Raw genomic sequence first — 22,874 nt, 5'->3', positions numbered from 1 at the left:
CTCGCGAAGAGGGAGTGTCAGTCGACAACAATGTTGCCTGATACACCGCCTTCGCGAGCAAGCCCGCTCCCACAGTTGATTTGTGTCGATCCTGTCAACGCTGTAAAAACGCCTGATGCAACTCTTCCAGCGTCTCAAAGTGATACGTCGGCGCTTCGGCGCTCAACTCTTCATGGCTGCCGAACCCGTAACCTACCGCCGCCGCGTCCAGGCCATTGCTGCGCGCGCCGATCAGGTCGTGCTTGCGGTCGCCGATCATCAAAGTGTTGGCCGGGTCCAGGTTTTCTTCGGCCATCAGGTGAGCGATCAGCTCTACCTTGTTGGTCCGGGTGCCGTCCAGTTCGCTGCCGTAAATCACCTTGAAGTGTTTGGCAAAATCGAAATGCCGGGCGATTTCCCGGGCGAACACCCACGGTTTAGAGGTTGCGATGTACAGCTGTCGGCCTTGCCCGCTCAGGGCTTCCAGTAGTGGCGTGACACCATCGAACACCCGGTTTTCGTAGAGGCCGGTGACCTTGAAGCGCTCGCGGTAGAAATTCACCGCTTCCCAGGCCCTGGCTTCATCGAAGTCGTAGAACTGCATGAATGCCTGCAACAACGGCGGGCCGATGAAGTGTTCGAGTCTGGCCAGGTCCGGCTCATCGATACCCAGTTTGCTCAGGGCGAACTGGATCGAACGAGTAATGCCCTCACGTGGGTCGGTCAGGGTGCCATCGAGGTCGAACAAAACGGTTTGGTAATGCATGTCGAATCCTGAATAAGGGGCCGGGTCAAAGCTGGTCGTAGCCTTCGGCCAGATGCAGGTCCTTGAGCTTCACGTAGTTCGCCGCGCTGTAGGTGAAAAACGCGCGTTCCTTGTCAGTCAGCGGGCGGATCTGCTTCACCGGGCTGCCCACATACAGGAAGCCGCTTTGCAGATGCTTGCCCGGCGGCACCAGGCTGCCGGCACCGATGATCACCTCATCGTCGACCACCGCACCGTCCATGACGATGCTGCCCATGCCGATCAACACCCGGCTGCCCACCGAACAGCCATGCAGCATGACCTTGTGGGCGATGGTCACGTCATCGCCGATCAGCAACGGAAAGCCGTCCGGGTTGAACGGCCCGGCGTGGGTGATGTGCAACACGCAGCCATCCTGCACGCTGGTTCGCGCGCCGATGCGGATTCGGTGCATGTCGCCACGGATCACTGTCAGCGGCCAGACCGAGCTGTCTTCGCCGATTTCAACGTCGCCGATCACCACCGCCGAGCCGTCGACAAAAGCGCCTTTACCCAGCAGCGGCGTGTGGTTCTGATACTTGCGAAGGTTCACGATAGGGTTTCTCTCTATTGCTGATAGCTGCGGTGAACGTCGATTGTAATTAAGATGGCTGCATGTTTCTCCAGCCAAGGTATCAACCGTGAGCGTGAACAACCCTCTTTTGCAGTCCTATGACCTGCCGCCGTTCTCCGCCATCCGCGCCGAACACGTACAACCGGCCATTGAACAGATCCTGGCTGACAACCGTGCCGCTATCGTCGAGATCCTCAAGACCCAGGCCGAACAGCCAACGTGGGCCGGCCTGGTGCTGGCGATGGATGAACTCAACGACCGTCTGGGCGCCGCCTGGAGCCCGGTCAGCCACCTCAATGCCGTGTGCAACAGCGCCGAACTGCGTGAAGCCTACGAGTCGTGCCTGCCGGCCTTGAGCGCCTATTCCACTGAAATGGGTCAGAACCGCGAACTGTTCCAGGCTTTCGAAGCCCTGGCCAGCAGCCCGGAGGCCGCCGGTTTCGACGTGGCGCAGAAAACTATCCTGGAACACTCCCTGCGTGACTTCCGTCTGTCGGGTATCGACCTGCCGGAAGCCGAACAAAAGCGTTACGCCGAAGTGCAGAGCAAGCTGTCCGAATTGGGCAGCCGTTTTTCCAACCAGTTGCTCGATGCCACTCAGGCCTGGACCAAGCACATCACCGATGAGGCCGCCCTCGCCGGCCTGACCGATTCGGCCAAAGCGCAAATGGCCGCCGCGGCTCAGGCCAAGGATCTGGACGGCTGGCTGATCACCCTGGAATTCCCGAGCTATTACGCGGTGATGACCTACGCCCAGGACCGCGCGCTGCGTGAAGAAGTCTATGCCGCGTACTGCACCCGGGCGTCGGACCAGGGGCCGAATGCCGGCCAGAACGACAACGGCCCGGTCATGGAAGAAATCCTCGACCTGCGTCAGGAACTGGCAAAACTCTTGGGGTTCAGCAGTTTCTCCGAGTTGAGCCTGGCGACCAAAATGGCCGAGTCCAGCGATCAGGTGCTGAGTTTCCTGCGCGACCTGGCCAAGCGCAGCAAACCGTTCGCTGCCCAGGATCTGGAACAGCTCAAGGCTTATGCCGCCGAACAGGGCTGCCCGGATCTGCAAAGCTGGGACAGTGGTTTCTACGGCGAAAAACTCCGTGAACAGCGTTACAGCGTCGCCCAGGAAGCCCTGCGCGCCTACTTCCCGATCGACAAGGTACTCAGCGGTCTGTTCGCCATCGTCCAGCGCCTGTACGGCATCGAGATTGCCGAGCAGAAAGGCTTCGACACCTGGCACCCGGATGTCCGCCTGTTTGAAATCAAGGAAAACGGCCAGCACGTCGGCCGCTTCTTCTTCGACCTCTATGCTCGCGCCAACAAGCGTGGCGGCGCCTGGATGGATGGCGCCCGCGACCGTCGTCGCACCGCTGGTGGTGTATTGCAAAGCCCGGTAGCCAACCTGGTGTGCAACTTCACCCCGGCCGACAGCGGCAAGCCAGCACTGCTGACCCACGACGAAGTCACCACCCTGTTCCACGAGTTCGGTCACGGCCTGCATCACCTGCTGACCCGCGTCGAGCATGCTGGCGTGTCCGGCATCAACGGCGTGGCTTGGGATGCGGTCGAGCTGCCGAGCCAGTTCATGGAAAACTGGTGCTGGGAGCCGGAAGGCCTGGCGCTGATTTCCGGTCATTATGAAACCGGCGAACCGCTGCCTCAGGACCTGCTCGGAAAGATGCTTGCGGCGAAAAACTTCCAGTCCGGCCTGATGATGGTGCGCCAACTGGAGTTCTCGCTGTTCGACTTCGAACTGCACGCTACCCACGGCGACGGCCGCAGCGTGCTGCAAGTGCTTGAAGGCGTGCGTGACGAGGTTTCGGTGATGCGTCCGCCGGCCTACAACCGCTTCCCCAACAGTTTTGCGCACATCTTCGCTGGCGGTTACGCCGCGGGTTACTACAGCTATAAGTGGGCTGAAGTGCTGTCGGCCGATGCGTTCTCGAAGTTCGAAGAAGAAGGCGTGCTCAACGCCGACACCGGTCGTGCGTTCCGCGAAGCAATCCTGGCCCGTGGCGGCTCCCAGGAGCCGATGGTGCTGTTCGTCGACTTCCGTGGTCGTGAGCCATCAATTGACGCACTCTTGCGCCACAGCGGCCTGAGTGAGGGCGCGGCAGCATGAGTGAGGGACCTGTGATTACGAAAAAACGCTTTATCGCCGGGGCGGTCTGCCCGGCATGCAGCGAGCCGGACAAATTGATGATGTGGAATGAAGACCAGGTCCCGCACCGAGAGTGCGTGGCCTGCGGTTACTCCGACACACTCAATGAGCAAGGGCTGTCGGTGCCCAAGGAGTTGGGTACGCGGGTGAACACCAGCGCCCCAAAACCTGCCGACACCAAGGTTCAGCCGGTTCAGTTCTTCCCGAATCCGAAGCTGAAGAAAAAGCCTGACGAACAAAGTTGAGTGAAAAAAGCCCCCGTTGCGTAATGCAGCGGGGGCTTTTTTTATTCGATGTGAGCGGACTTGAACCAGCTCTTCATTGAACACGCAGCGAATGGGCTGGTGCTGCAATCGCCATTGGCCAGGGCCGTGCGCAGTTTTTCCACGTCGGCCTGCATCATGTAGCGAATTCCGTCCTTGAAGTGGGTGCTGTCGCCAAAGCCGCCCTGGGTCATTTCGTTCAGGGCCTCCTCCTTGGTCCAGCCCTGGATGACAGCCCGGTACATGGCGGCCATCAGGCCGGTGCGGTCGGAACCGTGTTTGCAGTGCATCAGCACCGGGCCTTTGGCTTCGGCGGACCGAATGGCGCGCAAGGCCTTGAGCACATCGGCGTCATCCACATGGTTGGTGCGATAAGGCAGTTGTACTTGCGTGATGCCTGGCACGGACAACCAACTGGAGTCTGCTTCGGGCAGGAAATTGATCACAGTGCCCACCTTGAGTTTCTCCAGCAGCGGCACCGCGCCCTTGTCCGGCAAGGCGCTGCGATAGAGCGTCGGCGACATCTGGAAGAGGTTGTATTACTTCTCTATTTGTTGAGCCCAGTCTGCTGGACGCTGCATCACACTGTCGTCAGCAAGTGCCGGTGTCAGGTTAGCGAGCACAACCAGCGACAAGCATATTGCAGATAAAAAACGTGGAAAAAGCATGCTTGAGCGACCGTTCAGAAAAGGACGGGAAGATGGTGGCAAGGATCAGCCATGCACGGTCAAAGGCCCGTGAGCTGACTGTCAAAGAATCGTGAAGTCCGCGCTCAGGTTATAGTTTCAGTTTGATGAAGGATTTGAGCAGCTCGTTCAGTCCGACCCCATAGTTAAACACCTGTCCAGTTAAAGGGTTGCGCTTGCGACCTTCAAAAGACGAGCCGGCATTCGCAGATTTAGTCTCGTACACGCCGAGGCTATACAGTTGATGATCATCTTCGTCAATTTCAAATTCCTCAACGTCTACTCGAAGCTCGGGTGATTCAGCGGGAAGACGATAAAGGTACGCTATGCCCTCTGGAGCAATTATTTGTTGATGATAAAAAGCGAGTGCAAGTTGTGTAAGGGCGGCAATGTCATTTTCGTCGATGCTATTGTCTGGAGTGACATTGATATCGGACCAAGGATCAAAATCGAGCCTTGAAGTCTTGCCTTCGTCTTTTATATGGAGTGTCACTGATGGAGCGCTTGCGAGAATATCAGCGAATTGCTCCATTGTTTTGTTCGGATACTCGCCTGCCCTTATGAGCTTGATAATTACCTGCACATCTTTCGTCGTTTCTATTTGTTGTAGATAAACACCGGTTTTTATGAGCATTGACATTTTTATCCTCCAGGCTGTCTGGAATGCATGCGGGAGCCCGCATGCATTCGGCAATAGCACTTTCAAGTGATCGGAAAGTCAGGGCTCAGGGATTGACGATACTGGCATAAGCCTTTGCCAGCGCCTGTAACTTGGCTTTGTCGTCGGCATCGATGGTCCCGTCTCCATCGACATCCTTGCCCACGGTCCGGATGCTGAAAGAGTTGCCAAGGTCGGTGGAAGTGGCTGTGTAGTAAGTTGAGTCGACCAGCTTCTCAATTTGCATTTCATTTTCCGCATCCCAACTCAACTCTTTGCGAGCCAGTTGCAAAGAAACCAAGGTGTTGGGTTCCGAAGGATTTGGTCGCATGAGTTGAAGGAAAATACCGCGCTGATTAAAGAAAGACATTAATAAATCCTTTTATTTGATTGCTGTTGAGGGTATTGCCTGTTGGGTTGAATATACGGTTGGGTATTGAATCCAACCACTGACTATATGTTTCCTGAGTTTTCTGATTATCAATGAACAAGTGAGCATCATGATGCCCCTTTGTCAGATGAAGGGCTGAGCGGTACTGGTCGACAGGCAGTGGGTCGGTTACTGTATGGATATACAGATCAAGGAGTCCGCCGATGGTCAGCTCTCTGCCTCCCCGCGGCCGCGGCACCGCAACCAACCCGCACAACCGCTTTGCCCCCAGCCATTCGGTGGTTGAGGACGACGGCTGGTATCAGGAAGTACCGCTCACCCAGGGTACCGAGGTAAGCATTGAAACGGCGAAAACCATCATTACCCGCAACACGTCGCCGGACTTGCCCTTCGATCGATCGATCAATCCCTATCGCGGTTGCGAGCATGGCTGCATCTACTGCTACGCGCGGCCAAGCCATGCCTATTGGGACATGTCGCCCGGGCTGGATTTCGAGACAAAGCTGATCGCCAAGACCAACGCAGTGGATGTGTTGGAGCAACAACTGTCCAAACGCGGCTATCAATGTGCGCCGATCAACCTCGGCTCCAACACCGACCCCTATCAGCCGATCGAGCGTGAATACAGGATCACCCGGCAAACCCTCGAAGTACTGCTGCGATATCGTCATCCCGTGACCATCGTCACCAAAGGCTCGCTGATCCTTCGCGATTTGGACCTGCTGACCGAACTTGCACAGCAAAACCTGGTGGCGGTGATGATCAGCCTGACCACCCTGGACGACGAACTCAAACGCATACTTGAACCCCGCGCCGCGGCGCCCAAGGCCCGGTTGCGGGCGATCAGGGTCATGCGCGAGGCGGGCATTCCGGTGGGCGTCCTGTGTTCACCGATGATTCCGATGATCAACGACAGCGAACTCGAAAGCCTGCTCGCCGAGGCTCACGGCGCCGGAGCACAAAGCGCCGCCTACATGATGCTGCGTCTGCCGCTGGAAGTGGCGCCGCTGTTCGAAGAATGGCTGGGCGCCCACTATCCGCAACGGGCGGCGCATGTGCTGAGCCTGATTCGCCAGAGCCGTGGCGGTGAACTCTACGACAGCCGCTTTGGTGCTCGAATGCGCGGCGAAGGTCCTTTCGCCGACCTGCTGGCACAGCGTTTTGCCAAAGCCATCAAGCGCCTGGGGCTCAATCGCCGGGAAGGCTTTGACCTGGACTGCAATGCCTTTTGTCCGCCTGGTCGCCAAATGTCGTTGATTTGAGGACAATTGGCCTATGGTTGAGTACTGAAGATCGCGCTCGCGTCTTAGGCTGGTCACGTTTTTTGTGACCTGTAACACGCATTCTAGAGCGTTTTATTCAGTTTCAATTAAGATTCGGCCGCTACCTTGTTCATCGAGTGACTGATGGGTCGAGATGTTTGGCCTGGATGTTTTTTAACCAGCCACTGGCTTCACACCGGACCACACGGGATGACTCCCTGAGCCCGCCAATGAGGATGAATTGATGAGTGACAAGGATAAACAGCCGTTGGCTGCGTCGGCTTCAGCCCAACCCGAGGCCGAAACCGCCGATGCAGCGTTGCAGCATATCGTTGACGGCTTTTTGCATTTTCATCATGAGATCTTTCCTCAACAGGAAGAACTCTTCAAGAAACTCGCCACGGCCCAGCGGCCACGAGCGATGTTCATCGCCTGCGCCGATTCGCGCATCGTTCCCGAGTTGATTACCCAGAGCTCCCCCGGCGACCTGTTCGTGACCCGTAACGTCGGCAACGTCGTGCCGCCTTACGGGCAAATGAACGGTGGTGTTTCCACGGCCATCGAGTACGCCGTACTGGCTCTGGGGGTGCATCACATCATCATTTGCGGGCATTCCGACTGCGGCGCCATGCGCGCGGTGCTCAACCCGGACAGTCTGGAAAAAATGCCCACGGTCAAAGCCTGGCTGCGTCATGCCGAAGTGGCCAAAACCATGGTGCAAGAGAACTGCAACTGCTCTAGCGAAAGCGAAAGCATGCACATCCTCACTGAAGAGAATGTGATCGCCCAGTTGCAGCATCTGCGCACCCATCCGTCGGTGGCTTCGCGCATGGCCAACGGTCAGCTATTTATTCACGGCTGGGTCTACAACATCGAAACCAGCGAAATCAAAGCGTACGACGCTGATCAAGGCTGTTTCCTGCCGCTCAATGGCAGCCTGCCAATTCCCGTGGCGACGCCCAAAGCGCGCTTCTAAATCCTCCTAAATCGTTGTGTGGTTCAGCCGAGGCTGCCGTTCAGGCAGCCTGGCTTTGCCATGCCTGAAGAAAAATTTCGGGAGACTCACCATGCGTGCTGCTCGACTCAAAGCTGTTCTGCCACGGGAGCTGCTGGCTTCGGTGGTTGTGTTTCTGGTCGCCCTGCCTCTGTGCATGGGCATCGCGATTGCTTCGGGGCTGCCGCCGGCCAAAGGCCTGATCACCGGCATCATCGGTGGTCTGGTGGTCGGCTGGTTGGCCGGTTCGCCACTGCAAGTCAGCGGCCCGGCGGCGGGCCTGGCCGTTCTGGTATTCGAGTTGGTCCGCCAGCACGGCATCGCCATGCTCGGGCCGATACTGTTGTTGGCGGGTTTGCTGCAACTGGTGGCTGGCCGATTGAAGCTGGGCTGCTGGTTTCGAGTGACGGCACCCGCGGTGGTGTACGGCATGCTGGCCGGGATTGGCGTGCTGATCATCCTGTCTCAGGTGCATGTGATGCTGGATGCCGTGCCCAAACCTTCGGGTCTGGATAACCTGGCAGCCTTCCCGGCGGCGCTGTCTCTGGCGTTGCCCACGTTTGGCTGGCAAGCCGGGTTGCTTGGTTTGTCGACAATCGCCGTCATGTGGCTGTGGGATAAATTCCGTCCGCAATCCCTGCGCTTCGTTCCTGGCGCGCTACTTGGCGTCGGTCTGGCCACGCTTGCCAGCCTGATGCTGGCGTTGCAGGTCAAACGGGTTGAGGTTCCGGCCAACCTGACGGAGGCCATCGACTGGCTGAAGCCAGCGGATCTGCTCAACCTGGCTGATCCGACCTTGCTGATCGCGGCGTTTGCCGTGGCTTTCATCGCGAGCGCCGAAACCTTGCTCTCAGCCGCCGCGGTTGATCGTATGCACAGCGGTCAGCGCTCGGACTTCGACCGGGAATTGTCGGCGCAAGGTATCGGCAACATGCTGTGTGGCCTGCTTGGAGCGTTGCCGATGACCGGCGTTATCGTACGCAGTTCGGCGAATGTTCAGGCTGGCGCAACCACGCGGTTTTCGACCATTTTCCACGGCCTGTGGTTGTTGGCGTTCGTACTGTTGCTGTCCAGCGTGCTGCAAAGCATTCCGGTGGCGAGCCTGGCGGGCGTGCTGGTGTACACCGGTTTCAAGCTGGTGGATCTCAAGGTATTCCGTGGTTTGGGCCGGTATGGTCGGGCGCCGATGTTCACCTATGCGGCAACCGCGCTCGCCATCGTTTTCACGGACCTGCTGACTGGCGTATTGATTGGCTTCGGCCTGACGCTGGTGAAACTGGCGCTGAAAGCTTCGCGGTTGAAAATCAGCCTGATCGACCTGCCTCAGGAAGGGGAAATGGAATTGCGCCTGGTGGGTGCGGCGACCTTCCTCAAAGTGCCGGCGCTGACCCAGGTGCTGGGTAGTATTCCACCAGGCGCGACGGTGCATGTGCCGCTTAACAACCTGAGCTACATCGATCACTCGTGTCTGGAGCTTCTGGAGGAGTGGGGCCGGGCGAATGCGGCCAAGGGTTCGAAGCTGTTGATTGAATCACGGGGGCTGAAGCGCAGGCTCGAGGGGCGGGTGCGAACGAATACCGGCATAGGGGCGGCCGGGTAGATAACAGTGTGGGAGCGGGCTTGCTCGCGAAGGCGGTGGATCAGCCAATATATTTGCTGAATGGTTAACCGCATTCGCGAGCAAGCCCGCTCCCACAGGGGATTGTGTTTACCGGTGGATCAAGCCGCCGGCTGATCCAGTTCCAGGCCTACGCCCAAACGGCGGGACATGCACGGCCAGCGTTTCCACGCGGCGCCGGTGTCCGGGCTGTTGAGCTTCTCGCGGTAGGCTTCCACGGACTCCAGTGCGAAGGTTTCGTCGTTGAGCATCTCGTCGATGGCGTGATGCACCACTTCGTCCAGTTGGTTGGCGAACGTCTCACCGATCAATTGGTGAGCAATCAGGTTGGCGACAGTCATGTCCAAGGGGATCAGTGGCTGGCCAAGATGCTTGATGTACAGGTCGTTGACCTCTTCGACAAACCGGTGCGCCAGATAGGCTTCATCCAGCAGACTGTCGAGCCCGGCATGGCCGGCCATGATGGCTGGCGGCTGGAGGAAGTATTGCTCGGCGATTTTCAGCACCGGTTTGATCTGTGACTCAATGCCCGCTTCCCTGGCGACTTCATTGGCTGCATCCAGCAGATCAGGCACTTCTTCGATGTAGGCGGCGACAAATCGCGTCAGTACGCCTTTGGTATCGGCCTCCGGCAATTGGATCGCCGGGTGCAGATGAGCCAGTTTGCTTTCCAGTTGACGCGTCAGCAGACCGGTCTCGGCTTCGTGTTGTTGGGCTGTTTGGATCTGCTCGCGCAATGCGGCGGTGTTCATGAAAACTCCAGGAAACAAGGCAATGAAATAGGGAAGACATAACTTAGCTGGCTTACGAAAAATGCTAAGACGCATTTGTCATAATTATTTCATCCTTGAGACGGTCCCGTTATATCGATTTGCCACCACTCGTCTGCATCCTTCTCCATTCGTGCCCTGCAACGCAAGTTAATGCTGTTTCAGATCATTTACGCCTTCGCATTGCGAGGTGAGAGTCGCTGTCTATACTCGGGGTGGAATGGAGTTAGCTGATGACGCCCGACTGCATATGCAGCAAGGCCCGGTGCTCAAGTTCGTAGTCTGATGCAGCCGCTCCCTTGCCGCAGGTGAAAGCCGGCGGGATAACAAGAACGATAAGGGGAACCCGCAATGATGCGACATCCACATGTCTGGATGGGCCTCCTGTTGTGGTCGATTTTCAGTCAGGCGCAAGCGGCCTGGACTGTGAATATGGCGCCTGGAGCGACTGAAATCAGTCACGCAGTATTCGACCTGCACATGATCATTTTCTGGATCTGTGTGGTGATCGGCATCATCGTATTTGGTGCCATGTTCTGGTCGATGATTCTCCACCGCCGCTCGACCGGGCAGGTGGCCGCCAAATTTCATGAAAGCACCACCGTCGAAATTCTCTGGACCATCGTGCCCTTCCTGATCCTGGTGGCCATGGCGGTTCCCGCTACCGCGACCCTGATCAAGATGTACGACGCCAGTGAGCCGGAAATCGACATCCAGATCACCGGTTACCAGTGGAAGTGGCACTACAAATACCTGGGCCAGGACGTCGAGTTCTTCAGCAACCTGACCACCCCCCAGGATCAGATCCACAACAAGGAAACCAAGGGCGAGCACTATCTGCTCGAAGTCGACAAGCCATTGGTGCTGCCGGTCGGTGCCAAGGTGCGCTTCCTGGTGACCTCCGCCGACGTGATCCACTCCTGGTGGGTGCCGGCTTTCGCGGTCAAGCGCGATGCGATTCCCGGGTTCGTCAATGAAGCCTGGACCCGTATCGACAAGCCCGGCATCTACCGTGGCCAGTGCGCCGAGTTGTGCGGCAAGGATCACGGCTTCATGCCGACCGTGGTCGAGGTCAAGGAAAAGGCCGATTACGAAAAATGGCTGGCCGATCGCAAGGCCGAGGCCGCGCAGCTCAAAGAGCTGACCAGCAAGGAATGGACGCTCGAGGAGCTCAAGGAACGCGGCGACAAGGTCTATCACACCACCTGCGTGGCCTGTCACCAGGCCGAAGGCCAGGGTCTGCCGCCGATGTTCCCGGCACTCAAGGGCTCGAAAATCGCCACCGGACCGAAAGACGCTCACCTGGGCATTGTCTTCCACGGCAAGCCTGGCACTTCCATGGCCGCATTCGGCAAGCAACTCTCGGAGGTCGATATCGCGGCGGTCGTGACCTATGAACGTAACGCCTGGGGCAACAACAAGGGCGACATGGTCACGCCTAAAGAAGTGCTGGAGCTGAAACAGGCGGAAAGCAAATGACCCGGTCTATTGCGCACGTAAGGAACCGGTCGGGGCTACGCACCCCGGCCCGCCCAGTCCATCTGTTTGCAGGAGACAGGACATGACTGCTGTAATCGATGAACATGTTCATACCGCCACCGACCACGCCCATGGCCCCGCAAAAGGCCTGATGCGCTGGGTGCTGACCACCAACCACAAGGACATCGGTACGTTGTACCTGTGGTTTGCGTTCTCCATGTTCCTGCTTGGCGGTTCGTTCGCGATGGTGATTCGCGCCGAGCTGTTCCAGCCGGGGCTGCAGATCGTCCAGCCGGAATTTTTCAACCAGATGACCACCATGCACGGTCTGGTGATGGTCTTCGGTGCGGTGATGCCGGCCTTCGTCGGCCTCGCCAACTGGATGATTCCGCTGATGATCGGCGCGCCGGACATGGCCCTGCCGCGCATGAACAACTTCAGTTTCTGGCTGTTGCCGGCGGCGTTCCTGATGCTGGTGTCGACCCTGTTCACTGCCGGTGGCGGGCCGAACTTCGGCTGGACGTTCTATGCGCCGCTGTCGACGACCTACGCGCCGGAAAGCGTGACCTTCTTCATTTTCGCCATCCACTTGATGGGGATCAGTTCGATCATGGGCGCGATCAACGTGATCGCCACCATCCTCAACCTGCGCGCCCCCGGCATGACGCTGATGAAAATGCCGTTGTTCGTCTGGACCTGGCTGATCACCGCGTTCCTGCTGATTGCGGTGATGCCGGTACTGGCCGGTTGTGTGACGATGATGCTGATGGACATCCACTTCGGCACCAGTTTCTTCAGTGCCGCCGGTGGCGGAGACCCGGTGCTGTTCCAGCATGTGTTCTGGTTCTTCGGTCACCCCGAGGTGTACATCATGATCCTGCCGGCGTTCGGCGCCGTCAGCTCGATCATTCCGGCCTTTTCGCGCAAGCCACTGTTCGGCTACACCTCGATGGTCTACGCCACGGCGAGTATCGCGTTCCTGTCGTTCATCGTCTGGGCGCACCACATGTTCGTGGTCGGCATTCCGCTGGTGGGCGAGTTGTTCTTCATGTACGCCACGTTGCTGATTGCGGTGCCGACGGGCGTGAAGGTGTTCAACTGGGCCAGCACCATGTGGCAGGGTTCGTTGACGTTCGAGACGCCGATGCTGTTTGCCGTGGCGTTCGTGATCCTGTTCTCCATCGGCGGTTTCTCCGGGTTGATGTTGGCCATCGCCCCGGCGGACTTCCAGTACCAGGACACCTACTTCGTGGTCGCGCACTTCCATTACGTGCTGGTGCCGGGGGCGATCTTCGGGATCTTCGCCTCGGCCTACTACTGGCTGCCGAAATGGACCGGCCACATGTACGACGAAACCCTCGGCAAGCTGCATTTCTGGCTGTCGTTCATCGGCATGAACCTGGCCTTCTTCCCGATGCACTTTGTGGGGCTGGCGGGCATGCCACGACGGATTCCGGACTACAACCTGCAGTTCGCCGACTTCAACATGGTGTCGTCGATCGGCGCATTCATGTTCGGCGCCACGCAGATCTTCTTCCTGTTCATCGTGATCAAGACCATTCGCGGCGGCGCGCCGGCACCGGCCAAGCCGTGGGATGGGGCTGAAGGTCTGGAGTGGAGCATCCCGTCGCCGGCGCCGTATCACACCTTCACCACGCCGCCGGAAGTGAAATGAACGCCTGGCCCTTTGTAGGAGCGAGCTCGCTCGCGATGGTCGTCAACGATGACGCTGGAAGCCTGACACACCACGGCGCTCCCAAGTTTTTCGCGAGCAAGCTCGCTCCTGCAGGGTTGTGCGGAAATCATGGCTGACTCGATTTCGATGAAGAAACTGGTCACGCGCCTGCTGACCGTGGTGGTGGCAATGTTTGTGTTCGGCTTTGCCCTGGTGCCGATCTACGACGTGATGTGCAAGGCCTTCGGCATTAATGGCAAGACCGGCGGGCAGTACGAGGGTGAGCAAACGGTCGACACTTCGCGGCAGGTACGCGTGCAGTTTCTGTCGACCAACACCGCCGACATGCCGTGGGACTTTTATCCCAAACATGACGAATTGACCGCGAACCCGGGGGCGGTGAACGAGATGATCTTCATCGCCCACAACCCCACCGATAAACCGATGAGCGCCCAAGCCGTGCCGAGCATCGCGCCCAGCAATGCGGCGGCGTACTTCCACAAGACCGAATGTTTCTGCTTTACCCAGCAAGTGCTGCAGCCCGGTCAGCGGATCGAAATGCCGGTACGTTTCATCGTTGATCGTGACATGCCCAAGGATGTGAAGCACCTGACGCTGTCCTACACGCTGTTCGATATCACCGCCCGACATCCACCGGTAGCTGTAAACACTGGCGGCTGAGCGTGCCCGATAAGGAGAACAATAAATGGCAACTCATGAACATTATTACGTCCCGGCTCAGAGCAAATGGCCGATCATCGCCACGGTCGGGATGTTCGTCACGGTGTTTGGCCTGGCCACCTGGTTCAATGATCTGAAAGCAGCGCGTCCGGAATCCCACGGGCCGCTGATCTTTTTCGTCGGTGGCCTGTTGCTGGCCTACATGCTGTTTGGCTGGTTCGGCACGGTGATCAAGGAAAGTCGCGGCGGCTTGTACAGCGCACAGATGGATCGCTCGTTCCGCTGGGGCATGAGCTGGTTCATCTTCTCGGAGGTGATGTTCTTCATCGCCTTTTTTGGCGCGCTGTTTTATGTGCGTCAAATCTCCGGACCGGCGCTCGGTGGTGAGGGTGCCAAAGGCATGGCGCACATGCTGTGGCCGAACTTCCAGTTCACCTGGCCGTTGCTGAGCAACCCCGACTCGAAACTGTTTCCTCCGCCCAAGGAAGTCATTAGCCCCTGGGGCCTGCCGCTACTCAATACCGTGTTGCTGGTCAGTTCCAGCGTGACCGTGACCATCGCCCACCATGCCTTGAAAAAGGGCCATCGCGGCGCACTGAAACTCTGGCTGGCGCTCACTGTATTGCTCGGCAGTGCGTTCCTCATCTTCCAGGCCGAAGAGTACATGCACGCCTACCGCGAACTGGGCCTGACCCTGGGCTCGGGCATCTACGGCGCGACCTTCTTCATGCTCACCGGGTTCCACGGCGCCCACGTCACCATCGGCACCATCATCCTGTTCGTGATGCTGGTGCGGATCATGCGCGGGCATTTCGACAACGAGCACCAGTTCGGTTTCGAAGCGGCGACTTGGTACTGGCACTTCGTGGACGTGGTGTGGATCGGGCTGTTTGTTTTCGTCTATGTGCTTTAAAGCAGCAGTTACCAGGGGACATTGGAAACCAACTGGCCGCTGAAAAAGCCCCAGGCAATCAAGCCAAGGGTAAGGGCGGCCAGGGTCACACGAACACTCAAGGCAATGACGAGGCGGTTTGAGCGGCTGTCGTCCTTGACCAGAAAAAACAGGCCGCTGAACAGGCTGACAACCGTGGCAATCAGCATCAGGACGATGGCTGCTTTGAGCATGGTGAGACTCCGGGGGGACAAGCGATGTACTTGAGTATAGCTATCGCGATGACCGATTTTCTGGCAATGCCATGAAGTGCTTTCGGCCAGGTATCGTGCCAACGCTGGTGGTGGCGTTGTTGCTGCCGCTACTGGTGTCCCTGGGGCTCTGGCAGTTGAGCCGGGGCGCGGAGAAAAGCGTGCTGCTGCAAAGCTACACCGAGCGGCGGGCCGCCGAGCCGATGGCCAGCACCGAACTGCAACACACGACAGACCCGGCCTTCCGTCGGGTTCACCTGTACGGCCAGTTCGATGCCGAACACAGCCTGCTGCTGGATAACAGTCAACGCAACGGCAGGGTTGGCGTCGAGCTGTTGCAACCCTTTCACGATCAGGCCACCGGGCTTTGGCTGCTGGTCAATCGCGGCTGGTTGCCTTGGCCGGAGCGCCGCACACCACCGCAATTCAAGACACCCACCGAGGCGGTAAGTCTTGACGCGTGGGTCTACGTCTCCCCTGGGGCGACGTTCCAATTGCACGCAGATCCCACAACGTTGACATGGCCGAAGCTGATTACGGCCGTTGAACCAGACAAGCTCTGGACAGCGCTGAATCGCGAAGGCTTTGCCTACGAACTGCGGGCCGAAACCGGCCCCGCCACCTATCAGGCCGACTGGCCCGTAGTCGCCATGGGCCCGGAAAAACACATCGCTTATGCCGTGCAGTGGTTCGCCATGGCGATCGTCCTGTTCGGTCTTTATCTCTATCTCGGCTGGCACAACGCAAAGGAGAAACACCATGGGAGCGGCCATGAATCCACCCAGCATGTCTGAGACGAAACCGTTGGTGAACCGGCGCAAGGGCCGTATGCAACTGCTGCTGATCCTGCTCGGGGTGATCGGTCCGATGATCCTTGCCACCGGCATGTACAAGCTGAATTTCTGGGTGCCCGAGGGCCGCAGTTATCACGGCGAACTGATCGGCAACGGTCAGACCCGGGCGGACATCGGCGTGCAGACCCAGGAAGAGCGTTGGCAGATACTGGTGACCGCGCCCAAGGATTGCGCGGTGGACTGCCAGCAACTGGTGTATCTGGCGCGGCAAATCCAGATCGGCCTGGGCCGCGATGCGTCCCGCGCCAGCCATGCATTGGCCACCGCGCAGACGCTGAACAGCGATTACGAGACTAAACTTCAACGCGAGTACCCGCAGTTGCAACGTTATTCACTGGACTTGCCTGCCTACACAAAAGGCGCTCAGAGCAATGACGCGCCGCACCTGTGGATCATCGACCCCCACGGCAATCTGGTGCTGCGCTACGACCCGTCGGTGAAGGGTAAGGACTTACTCAACGATCTGCGCCATCTGCTGAAACTGTCGAACATCGGATAAGGGCATCGTCATGGCCAAGCCTGGATTTCGCCTCGCGTTGTTTGCCACCTTGCTGGCACTGATTGTGGTGTTGCTCGGCGCCTACACCCGCCTGACCCACGCCGGCCTCGGCTGCCCGGACTGGCCCGGCTGCTATGGCTTCATCAGCGTGCCGAAAAGCGAAGCCCAACTGGCCCATGCCGAATTGCATTTCCCGGACGCTCCGGTCGAGGCCCACAAGGGCTGGAACGAGATGATCCACCGCTACTCCGCCGGCACGCTGGGGCTGTTGATCGCGGTGTTGGCCGGTCGTGCGTGGGTGCATCGCCGCCATCCCGGACAGCCGGTGAAGCTGCCGTTGTTCCTGTTGGCGGTGGTTTTTGGCCAGGCCGCGTTCGGCATGTGGACGGTAACGCTCAAGCTCTGGCCGCAGGTGGTCACCGGGCATTTGCTGGGCGGCTTCGCGACCTTGAGCCTGTTGTTTCTGCTGACCTTGCGCCTGTCCGGCGTACTGCCGGCGCTGACCGTGCCACGACGTTTGCAGCACTGGGCGACGGCAGGGCTGTTGCTGGTGATCGGGCAAATCGCCCTCGGGGGCTGGGTCAGTTCCAATTACGCCGCCGTGGCCTGCATCGACTTTCCGACCTGTCACGGCCAGTGGTTGCCAGCGGCGGACTTCGCCAACGGCTTTCACCTGACCCAGCACATCGGCCCGAACTACCTCGGCGGGCAACTGGACAGCGATGCCCGGACGGCCATTCACCTGACTCATCGCATCGGCGCGTTACTGGTCACCCTGGTATTGCTCGGTCTGGCCTGGCAACTGAAGGCGGTTGGCATGACGCGCCTGGCAGGCCTGGTGCTGATCGCCCTCGGCGCACAAATCACCCTGGGCATCAGCAACGTGTTGTTCCATCTGCCGCTGCCGGTGGCCGTCGCGCATAACGCGGGCGGCGCGGCGCTGTTGCTGACCATGGTGCTGGTCAATTACCACGCCCGAACCAGTCTGGTCCGGGTCAAGCAAGCGCGCTGGCACTTCAGCCCGCGTAAACACTCAGCCGGGCCCATAACAATAAAAGGAGAAATGCCATGGCGATTCTGATCGGCGAACGTCCCAGTCAGGCGATCTGGCGTGACTACCTGGAACTGACCAAGCCCAAAGTCGTGGTGCTGATGCTCATCACTTCGCTGGTGGGGATGTTCCTCGCGACCCGCGCCGGGGTGCCGTGGACGGTGCTGATTTTCGGCAACCTGGGCATCGCCCTGTGTGCCGGTGGCGCGGCGGCGGTCAATCATGTGGTGGACCGGCGCATCGACGCAGTGATGGCGCGCACCCACAAGCGGCCGCTTGCCGAAGGCCGGGTTTCGCCGACCGCCGCGCTGACGTTCGCGCTGGTATTGGCGGTCCTCGGGCAAGCCATGCTGCTGGCGTTCACCAACCCGCTGACCGCGTGGCTGACCCTCGCCTCGTTGCTCGGCTACGCGGTGGTCTACACCGGATTCCTCAAGCGCGCGACCCCGCAGAACATCGTCATCGGTGGTCTGGCCGGTGCCGCGCCGCCATTGCTCGGCTGGACCGCCGCCACCGGTCACGTCAGCGCTGAACCGCTGCTGCTGGTGCTGATCATCTTCGCCTGGACACCGCCGCACTTCTGGGCGCTGGCGATCCATCGCAAGGAGGAATACGCCAAGGCCGACATCCCGATGTTGCCGGTCACCCATGGCGAGCACTACACCAAGATTCACATCCTGCTTTATACCTTCGCATTGCTTGCCGTCAGCCTGATGCCTTATGTGATCCACATGAGCGGCACGCTCTACCTGGTCTGCGCGCTCGGGCTGGGCGCGCGGTTTCTGCAATGGGCCGTGGTGCTGTACCGTGGCACTCGGCCGCACGCGGCGATCAACACGTTCAAGTACTCTATTTACTACTTGTTCCTGCTGTTTATCGCCCTGCTCGTAGACCACTACCTATTGTTGAACCTATGACTCGAACCCAGAAAACCGTCTTCATACTTGTCGCCCTGGTCGCACTGATCCTGGGCCTGACCGTCAACAAGGTGCTGTCCGGGAAAAACCAGGGCGATCCGACGGCGCTGATCGACGCCGGTATCATCTTGCTGCCGCAGAGCCGTAATCTGCCGGACGTGATGATGACCAATCAGGACGGCCAGCCGGTCGCGATCAATGAATTGAAAGGCAAGTGGAGCCTGCTGTTCTTCGGCTACACCTTCTGCCCGGACATCTGCCCGACCACCCTCGCCCAGTTGCGGCAGATCAAGAGCGAATTGCCACCCGAGGCTGTGGATAAATTGCAGATTGTGCTGGTCAGCGTCGACCCGAACCGCGATACGCCCAAGCAGCTCAAGCAGTACCTGGGCTACTTCGACCCGCAGTTCATCGGCCTGACCCCGGCGTCGACCGATGAACTGCAAACGATCGCCAACGCGGTGAGCATTCCGTTCATTCCGGCGGACACGAGCAAGCCGAACTACACCGTTGATCACAGCGGCAACCTCGCGGTGATCGGGCCGGACGGCACCCAGCGCGGCTTCATCCGCGCGCCGTTGAACAATGCGAAGCTGGTGGCGCAGTTGCCGGTGATGCTCAAGCGCAACTGAAAACACCACCAAACCCTGTGGGAGCGAGCTTGCTCGCGATGGCGGTATATCAGTCAGCTTGGATGTTGAATGTAATGGCCCCATCGCGAGCAAGCTCGCTCCCACAGGGGCCGTATTTTCAGGCACAAAAAAGGGGATGCACTTGGCATCCCCTTTTTCGTTTACGTCAGCTGATCAGAACGCCGGCACCACCGCGCCTTTGTACTTCTCGAGGATGAAGGCTTTCACTTCCGGGCTGTGCAGCGCGGTAACCAGCTTCTTCATCGCATCGCTGTCCTTGTCGTCCGGGCGAGCCACCAGAATGTTCACGTAAGGCGAGTCGCTGCCTTCGATCACCAGCGCATCCTTGGCCGGATCGAGCTTGGCTTCCAGCGCGTAGTTGGTGTTGATCAGCGCCAGGTCGACCTGAGTCAGCACGCGCGGGATGGTCGCGGCTTCCAGTTCGCGGATTTTCAGATCCTTGGTGTTCTCGGTGATGTCCTTGACGGTCGACAGGATGTTGTTCGAATCCTTCAACTTGATCAGGCCGGCCTTGGCCATCAGCAACAGCGCACGGCCGCCGTTGGTAGCGTCGTTCGGGATGACCACGTTGGCACCGCCAGGCAGTTCAGCGAGGGTCTTGTACTTGCTGGAGTAAGCGCCCAGGGGCTCCAGATGCACGCCAGCCACAGAAACCAGATGGGTGCCTTTGGCCTTGTTGAACTCATCCAGGTACGGCTGGTGCTGGAAGAAGTTGGCGTCCAGGCGTTTTTCCGCGACCTGCACGTTCGGCTGGATGTAGTCGGTAAATACCTTGACCTTCAGGTCCACGCCTTCTTTGGCCAGGGCCGGCTTCACGAATTCGAGGATCTCGGCGTGCGGAACCGGAGTGGCCGCGACGGTCAGGGTTTCAGCGTGGGCAGAGAATGCCGCAACGGCCGCGAAGGCCACGAGTAGTTTTTTCATTCAGCTAACTCCATGTGAGGCGCCCGTTTGGCGCCTGCCAGCGAATGGCCGGCTCATGTCTTACTTACGGGAAAAGTGGACGACCAATTTGTCGCCAACGGTTTGCAGTACCTGGACCAGTACCAGCAGCAACACCACTGTCACCACCATCACATCGGTCTGGAAACGCTGGTAACCGAAACGGATCGCCAGGTCACCCAGACCACCAGCGCCAACGACACCGGCCATCGCCGTGTAGGACACCAGTGTAATGGCGGTCACCGTAATCGCCGCGAAGATGCCCGGACGAGCCTCAGGCAGCAAGGCATTGGTGATGATCTGTCGTGTAGTCGCGCCCATGGCCTGGGTCGCTTCGATGATGCCGCGATCCACTTCACGCAGGGCGGTTTCCACCAGACGCGCGAAAAACGGCGTGGCACCCACTACCAGCGGCGGAATTGCACCGGCGACACCAAGGGAGGTACCGGTGATCAACACGGTGAACGGAATCATCACGATCAGCAGGATGATGAACGGCAGCGAGCGCAGGATGTTCACCACCAGCGACAACATCGCGTAGATGCCTTTGGCTTCCAGCAACTGGCGCGGGCTGCACAGGAACAGCAGCACACCCAGCGGCAGGCCAAGCAGTACGGTGAACAACAGCGAACCACCCAGCATCAGCAAGGTGTCACCGGTGGCCAGCCAGATTTCGAACCAGTCGATATTGGCGAAGAAACTTGTCAGGGCTTCCATTAGCGCAGCACCTCCATGTGGACGTCGGCTGCGGTGAAGCGGGCGAAGGCTGCTTCCATGTCACCGCCGGTCACGGCCAGGGTCAGTTGCCCGTAGGGGATGTCTTTGATGCGGTCGATGCGACCGGCCAGGATGCTGTAGTCCACACCGGTTTCTCGGGCGACGGTGCCCAGCAACGGCGCGTAGGTCGCGTCGCCCTGAAAGGTCAGACGCACGATGCGGCCTGGCACGTGAGCGAAGTCGTCACGCTGTTCGCTTTCGTCGATCTGCTCGTCTTCCTGCACGAAGCGCTTGGTGGTCGGGTGCTTCGGATGCAGGAACACTTCGGCCACCGAGCCTTGCTCGACGATCACGCCGGCGTCCATCACGGCCACCTGGTCGCAGACCCGGCGGATCACGTCCATCTCGTGGGTGATCAACACGATGGTCAGTTTCAGCTCGCGATTGATCTCGGCCAGCAATTGCAGGACCGATGCGGTGGTTTGCGGGTCGAGGGCGCTGGTGGCTTCGTCGCACAGCAGGATTTTTGGCTTGGTCGCCAGTGCACGGGCAATGCCGACACGCTGCTTCTGCCCGCCGGACAATTGCGCCGGGTACTTTTTCGCGTGGTCGGACAAGCCGACCCGCGCCAGCAACTCGGCCACGCGCGAATCGATCTCGCTGCGCGACAATTCGCCGGCCAGGGTCAGAGGCAGCGCGACGTTGTCGGCGACAGTCTTGGAGGCCAGCAGGTTGAAGTGCTGGAAAATCATCCCGACCTGCTGACGGAAGCGGCGCAGGCCGTTGGCGTCGAGTGCAGTGACTTCTTCACCGTCGACGGTGATTTTGCCGCCACTGGCGTTTTCCAGGCGATTGATCAGACGCAGCAGGGTACTTTTTCCTGCGCCGGAATGACCGATCAAGCCGTAAACCTGCCCGTTCTCAATCGTCAGACTGGTCGGATGCAGGGCGGGGATTTCCTTACCGGCGACGCGGTAGGTTTTATGGACGTTTTGAAACTCGATCACGTAGCGAACCTTGTGGGGCGCGTTAGAAAAGGATCAGCGGTTAGCCGGGCGCGCATTTTAGCCTGTCCGTATAGAGGTTCTTAGCATTTATTTCGTATTTGTCCTGTCATTTGGCAATAACGCGATCAAAGGTCAGAAAAAAGGAACGGCTGAAGAAACTCACCCAAGGCCGAAGGCAACTTCGACATGGTGGGCAGCATCGGGTTTGGGACAGGGAGGCGAAGGCCAAGGCGATTCCGGCCTGAAGATCTGCGGAGCCAGGGAGACCGCCATCGCGAGCAAGCTCGCTCCTACAGTAGAGATGTGTTGGTCACAAAATGTGTGGGCAACCCGAAACCCTGTGGGAGCGAGCGTGCTCGCGATGCTTTTAAGATTTACGAGGCGTTAGAACCATCTGCGCCGGGACACTGCGCAAAATCTGCCGCTCCAGCTTCAGATCAAACTCAGGATCGAGTTTCTTCACCCGTTTGGTCAGCAAGTTGGCCAGCCAAGGGTAATCATTAGTGCGTGGAGCCTGAATGCTCACGTCGCACTGAAAACTCACCACATCGGCGGCAATGGCATCCAGTTGGCGACGCAGTTTGCCCATATCGTTGATATTGAGCACGACCGTGGTGCTTTCAGCCGTCAGGTCGATAACCTTGGCTTTTGGCTTGGCTTCGGCAGCCTTGAGGGCGGCTTCGGCTCTTTCCAGTTCGGCCTTGCGCGCCTGGGCAATCGAGCCGTTGACTCCGCCGGTCAGTGCCGGAGCCTTGGGCATCAACGCGCGGGCACGGCTCAGGGCAGTTGCTGCGGCATCCACGTCACCCTTTTGCAGCACGATCTGGCTGCGGCGCAGATAGGCTTCGGCCAGCTGCCGCTGGTATTGCTCAAGGGAAGCATCGTTGGGCGATTCGGCCTGCAAGGCTGCCAATTGGTCTTCGGCGATGGCCAGTTCATCGCTGGCGATGTTTTGTTCCAGCTGTACGATGGCCGCGGCCCGCGCATCGGCGGCCTCGGTGGCCGCCGGTGGCGTGCTTTGGCAGGCGCCCAGCAGCAAAGAAAATGCGACAAGGAGCAGATAACGGGAGGCGAACGACTTCATTCCTGCGACTCTCTATTTGCGCAAAAAACGAGCAA

At 59.1% G+C, this 22,874-nt stretch carries 24 protein-coding genes and 1 pseudogene; 14 read left to right on the top strand and 11 right to left on the bottom strand.

The genetic code is table 11. The annotated features are described in order from the left end of the window. Positions 1-94 precede the first annotated feature (94 nt). Together KGB20_RS28275 and KGB20_RS28270 are read right to left on the bottom strand one after the other, a co-directional pair. Complete coding sequence (locus KGB20_RS28275; protein WP_150812652.1) at positions 95-745, bottom strand: HAD family hydrolase; 651 nt, start codon at positions 743-745, stop codon at positions 95-97. Between the two features lie 25 nt (positions 746-770). After that, the gene (locus KGB20_RS28270) at positions 771-1,316 is read right to left on the bottom strand and encodes a gamma carbonic anhydrase family protein (protein ID WP_150812651.1); all 546 of its coding nucleotides are present in this window, start codon (positions 1,314-1,316) and stop codon (positions 771-773) included. An 88-nt stretch (positions 1,317-1,404) separates the two neighbouring features. Here KGB20_RS28270 and prlC point away from each other — a divergent pair, with 88 nt between their 5' ends. Beyond that, on the top strand, positions 1,405-3,456 hold the full coding sequence (prlC, locus tag KGB20_RS28265) for an oligopeptidase A (RefSeq protein WP_150812650.1): 2,052 nt from the start codon (positions 1,405-1,407) through the stop codon (positions 3,454-3,456). Beyond that, the gene (locus tag KGB20_RS28260; protein WP_154909729.1) at positions 3,453-3,740 is read left to right on the top strand and encodes a YheV family putative zinc ribbon protein; all 288 of its coding nucleotides are present in this window, start codon (positions 3,453-3,455) and stop codon (positions 3,738-3,740) included. The genes prlC and KGB20_RS28260 overlap by 4 nt, the downstream gene beginning before the upstream one ends. Positions 3,741-3,781: 41 nt before the next feature. On the opposite strand, the pseudogene KGB20_RS28255 reads toward KGB20_RS28260, so the two are convergent. The 3 genes and pseudogenes from KGB20_RS28255 to KGB20_RS28245 form a co-directional block, all read right to left on the bottom strand. Continuing rightward, positions 3,782-4,426, bottom strand: a pseudogene (locus tag KGB20_RS28255) (tyrosine-protein phosphatase). 109 nt (positions 4,427-4,535) lie between these two features. After that, positions 4,536-5,084: a hypothetical protein gene (locus KGB20_RS28250; RefSeq protein ID WP_154909727.1), complete on the bottom strand. Its 549-nt coding sequence runs from the start codon at positions 5,082-5,084 to the stop codon at positions 4,536-4,538. An 85-nt stretch (positions 5,085-5,169) separates the two neighbouring features. Next, complete coding sequence (locus tag KGB20_RS28245) at positions 5,170-5,472, bottom strand: hypothetical protein (RefSeq protein ID WP_150812647.1); 303 nt, start codon at positions 5,470-5,472, stop codon at positions 5,170-5,172. 224 nt (positions 5,473-5,696) lie between these two features. On the opposite strand from KGB20_RS28245, the gene KGB20_RS28240 reads away from it, so the two are divergent. The 3 genes from KGB20_RS28240 to KGB20_RS28230 all read left to right on the top strand — a co-directional run bounded on the left by KGB20_RS28240 (position 5,697) and on the right by KGB20_RS28230 (position 9,349). Then, positions 5,697-6,755 (top strand): PA0069 family radical SAM protein, encoded by a 1,059-nt coding sequence (locus KGB20_RS28240; protein WP_154909725.1) that lies wholly within the window; start codon positions 5,697-5,699, stop codon positions 6,753-6,755. Positions 6,756-6,999: 244 nt separating this feature from the next. Then, positions 7,000-7,731 carry a carbonic anhydrase gene (locus tag KGB20_RS28235; protein ID WP_008045785.1) on the top strand — a complete coding sequence of 244 codons (732 nt, stop codon included), beginning with the start codon at positions 7,000-7,002 and terminating at the stop codon, positions 7,729-7,731. 91 nt (positions 7,732-7,822) lie between these two features. Further along, on the top strand, positions 7,823-9,349 hold the full coding sequence (locus KGB20_RS28230) for a SulP family inorganic anion transporter (RefSeq protein ID WP_057712614.1): 1,527 nt from the start codon (positions 7,823-7,825) through the stop codon (positions 9,347-9,349). A 119-nt stretch (positions 9,350-9,468) separates the two neighbouring features. Here KGB20_RS28230 and KGB20_RS28225 read toward each other — a convergent pair whose 3' ends face one another. Continuing rightward, positions 9,469-10,119: a hypothetical protein gene (locus KGB20_RS28225; RefSeq protein WP_057712613.1), complete on the bottom strand. Its 651-nt coding sequence runs from the start codon at positions 10,117-10,119 to the stop codon at positions 9,469-9,471. Between the two features lie 369 nt (positions 10,120-10,488). Between KGB20_RS28225 and coxB the strand changes: the two genes are divergently transcribed. The 4 genes from coxB (at position 10,489) to KGB20_RS28205 (ending at position 14,885) form a co-directional block, all read left to right on the top strand. Further along, positions 10,489-11,616 (top strand): cytochrome c oxidase subunit II, encoded by a 1,128-nt coding sequence (gene coxB, locus KGB20_RS28220; RefSeq protein ID WP_090452322.1) that lies wholly within the window; start codon positions 10,489-10,491, stop codon positions 11,614-11,616. An 82-nt stretch (positions 11,617-11,698) separates the two neighbouring features. After that, positions 11,699-13,291, top strand: coding sequence for a cytochrome c oxidase subunit I (gene ctaD, locus KGB20_RS28215; protein ID WP_057712611.1), 1,593 nt, complete (start codon positions 11,699-11,701; stop codon positions 13,289-13,291). A gap of 129 nt (positions 13,292-13,420) precedes the next feature. After that, on the top strand, positions 13,421-13,972 hold the full coding sequence (locus KGB20_RS28210) for a cytochrome c oxidase assembly protein (protein WP_056726726.1): 552 nt from the start codon (positions 13,421-13,423) through the stop codon (positions 13,970-13,972). 25 nt (positions 13,973-13,997) lie between these two features. Next, on the top strand, positions 13,998-14,885 hold the full coding sequence (locus tag KGB20_RS28205; protein ID WP_090452324.1) for a cytochrome c oxidase subunit 3: 888 nt from the start codon (positions 13,998-14,000) through the stop codon (positions 14,883-14,885). Between the two features lie 8 nt (positions 14,886-14,893). Here the strand turns inward: KGB20_RS28205 and KGB20_RS28200 are convergent, their stop codons facing one another. Continuing rightward, entirely contained in the window at positions 14,894-15,097 is a 204-nt protein-coding gene (locus KGB20_RS28200) for a twin transmembrane helix small protein (protein WP_154909723.1), read from the bottom strand. Positions 15,098-15,168: 71 nt separating this feature from the next. Here KGB20_RS28200 and KGB20_RS28195 point away from each other — a divergent pair, with 71 nt between their 5' ends. The 5 genes from KGB20_RS28195 to KGB20_RS28175 are packed head-to-tail and all read left to right on the top strand — an operon-like array spanning position 15,169 to position 19,068. Further along, positions 15,169-15,909 (top strand): SURF1 family protein, encoded by a 741-nt coding sequence (locus KGB20_RS28195; protein ID WP_090452326.1) that lies wholly within the window; start codon positions 15,169-15,171, stop codon positions 15,907-15,909. Beyond that, positions 15,875-16,468, top strand: coding sequence for a hypothetical protein (locus KGB20_RS28190; protein ID WP_154909721.1), 594 nt, complete (start codon positions 15,875-15,877; stop codon positions 16,466-16,468). Before KGB20_RS28195 ends, KGB20_RS28190 begins: the two co-directional genes overlap by 35 nt. Before the next feature lie 10 nt (positions 16,469-16,478). Then, on the top strand, positions 16,479-17,549 hold the full coding sequence (locus KGB20_RS28185; RefSeq protein ID WP_150812643.1) for a COX15/CtaA family protein: 1,071 nt from the start codon (positions 16,479-16,481) through the stop codon (positions 17,547-17,549). Then, positions 17,537-18,436 carry a heme o synthase gene (gene cyoE, locus KGB20_RS28180; protein ID WP_008045805.1) on the top strand — a complete coding sequence of 300 codons (900 nt, stop codon included), beginning with the start codon at positions 17,537-17,539 and terminating at the stop codon, positions 18,434-18,436. Before KGB20_RS28185 ends, cyoE begins: the two co-directional genes overlap by 13 nt. After that, positions 18,433-19,068 carry an SCO family protein gene (locus tag KGB20_RS28175; RefSeq protein WP_057712605.1) on the top strand — a complete coding sequence of 212 codons (636 nt, stop codon included), beginning with the start codon at positions 18,433-18,435 and terminating at the stop codon, positions 19,066-19,068. Before cyoE ends, KGB20_RS28175 begins: the two co-directional genes overlap by 4 nt. A 174-nt stretch (positions 19,069-19,242) precedes the next feature. Here the strand turns inward: KGB20_RS28175 and KGB20_RS28170 are convergent, their stop codons facing one another. From KGB20_RS28170 to KGB20_RS28155, 4 genes are all read right to left on the bottom strand, one after another. Continuing rightward, entirely contained in the window at positions 19,243-20,013 is a 771-nt protein-coding gene (locus KGB20_RS28170) for a MetQ/NlpA family ABC transporter substrate-binding protein (protein WP_102669524.1), read from the bottom strand. Positions 20,014-20,073: 60 nt separating this feature from the next. After that, complete coding sequence (locus KGB20_RS28165) at positions 20,074-20,748, bottom strand: methionine ABC transporter permease (RefSeq protein WP_057712603.1); 675 nt, start codon at positions 20,746-20,748, stop codon at positions 20,074-20,076. After that, positions 20,748-21,755 carry a methionine ABC transporter ATP-binding protein gene (locus tag KGB20_RS28160; RefSeq protein WP_057712602.1) on the bottom strand — a complete coding sequence of 336 codons (1,008 nt, stop codon included), beginning with the start codon at positions 21,753-21,755 and terminating at the stop codon, positions 20,748-20,750. Before KGB20_RS28160 ends, KGB20_RS28165 begins: the two co-directional genes overlap by 1 nt. A 367-nt stretch (positions 21,756-22,122) precedes the next feature. Then, the gene (locus KGB20_RS28155; RefSeq protein ID WP_154909717.1) at positions 22,123-22,839 is read right to left on the bottom strand and encodes a PA5502 family lipoprotein; all 717 of its coding nucleotides are present in this window, start codon (positions 22,837-22,839) and stop codon (positions 22,123-22,125) included. Positions 22,840-22,874: the final 35 nt, after the last annotated feature.

This window comes from Pseudomonas sp. BF-R-30 (assembly GCF_019956175.1).
GTDB classification, from domain to species: Bacteria; Pseudomonadota; Gammaproteobacteria; order Pseudomonadales; family Pseudomonadaceae; genus Aquipseudomonas; species Aquipseudomonas jessenii.
Note: the sequence above shows the minus strand (reverse complement) of the source record. Positions and strands in the feature narration are given on the sequence as shown.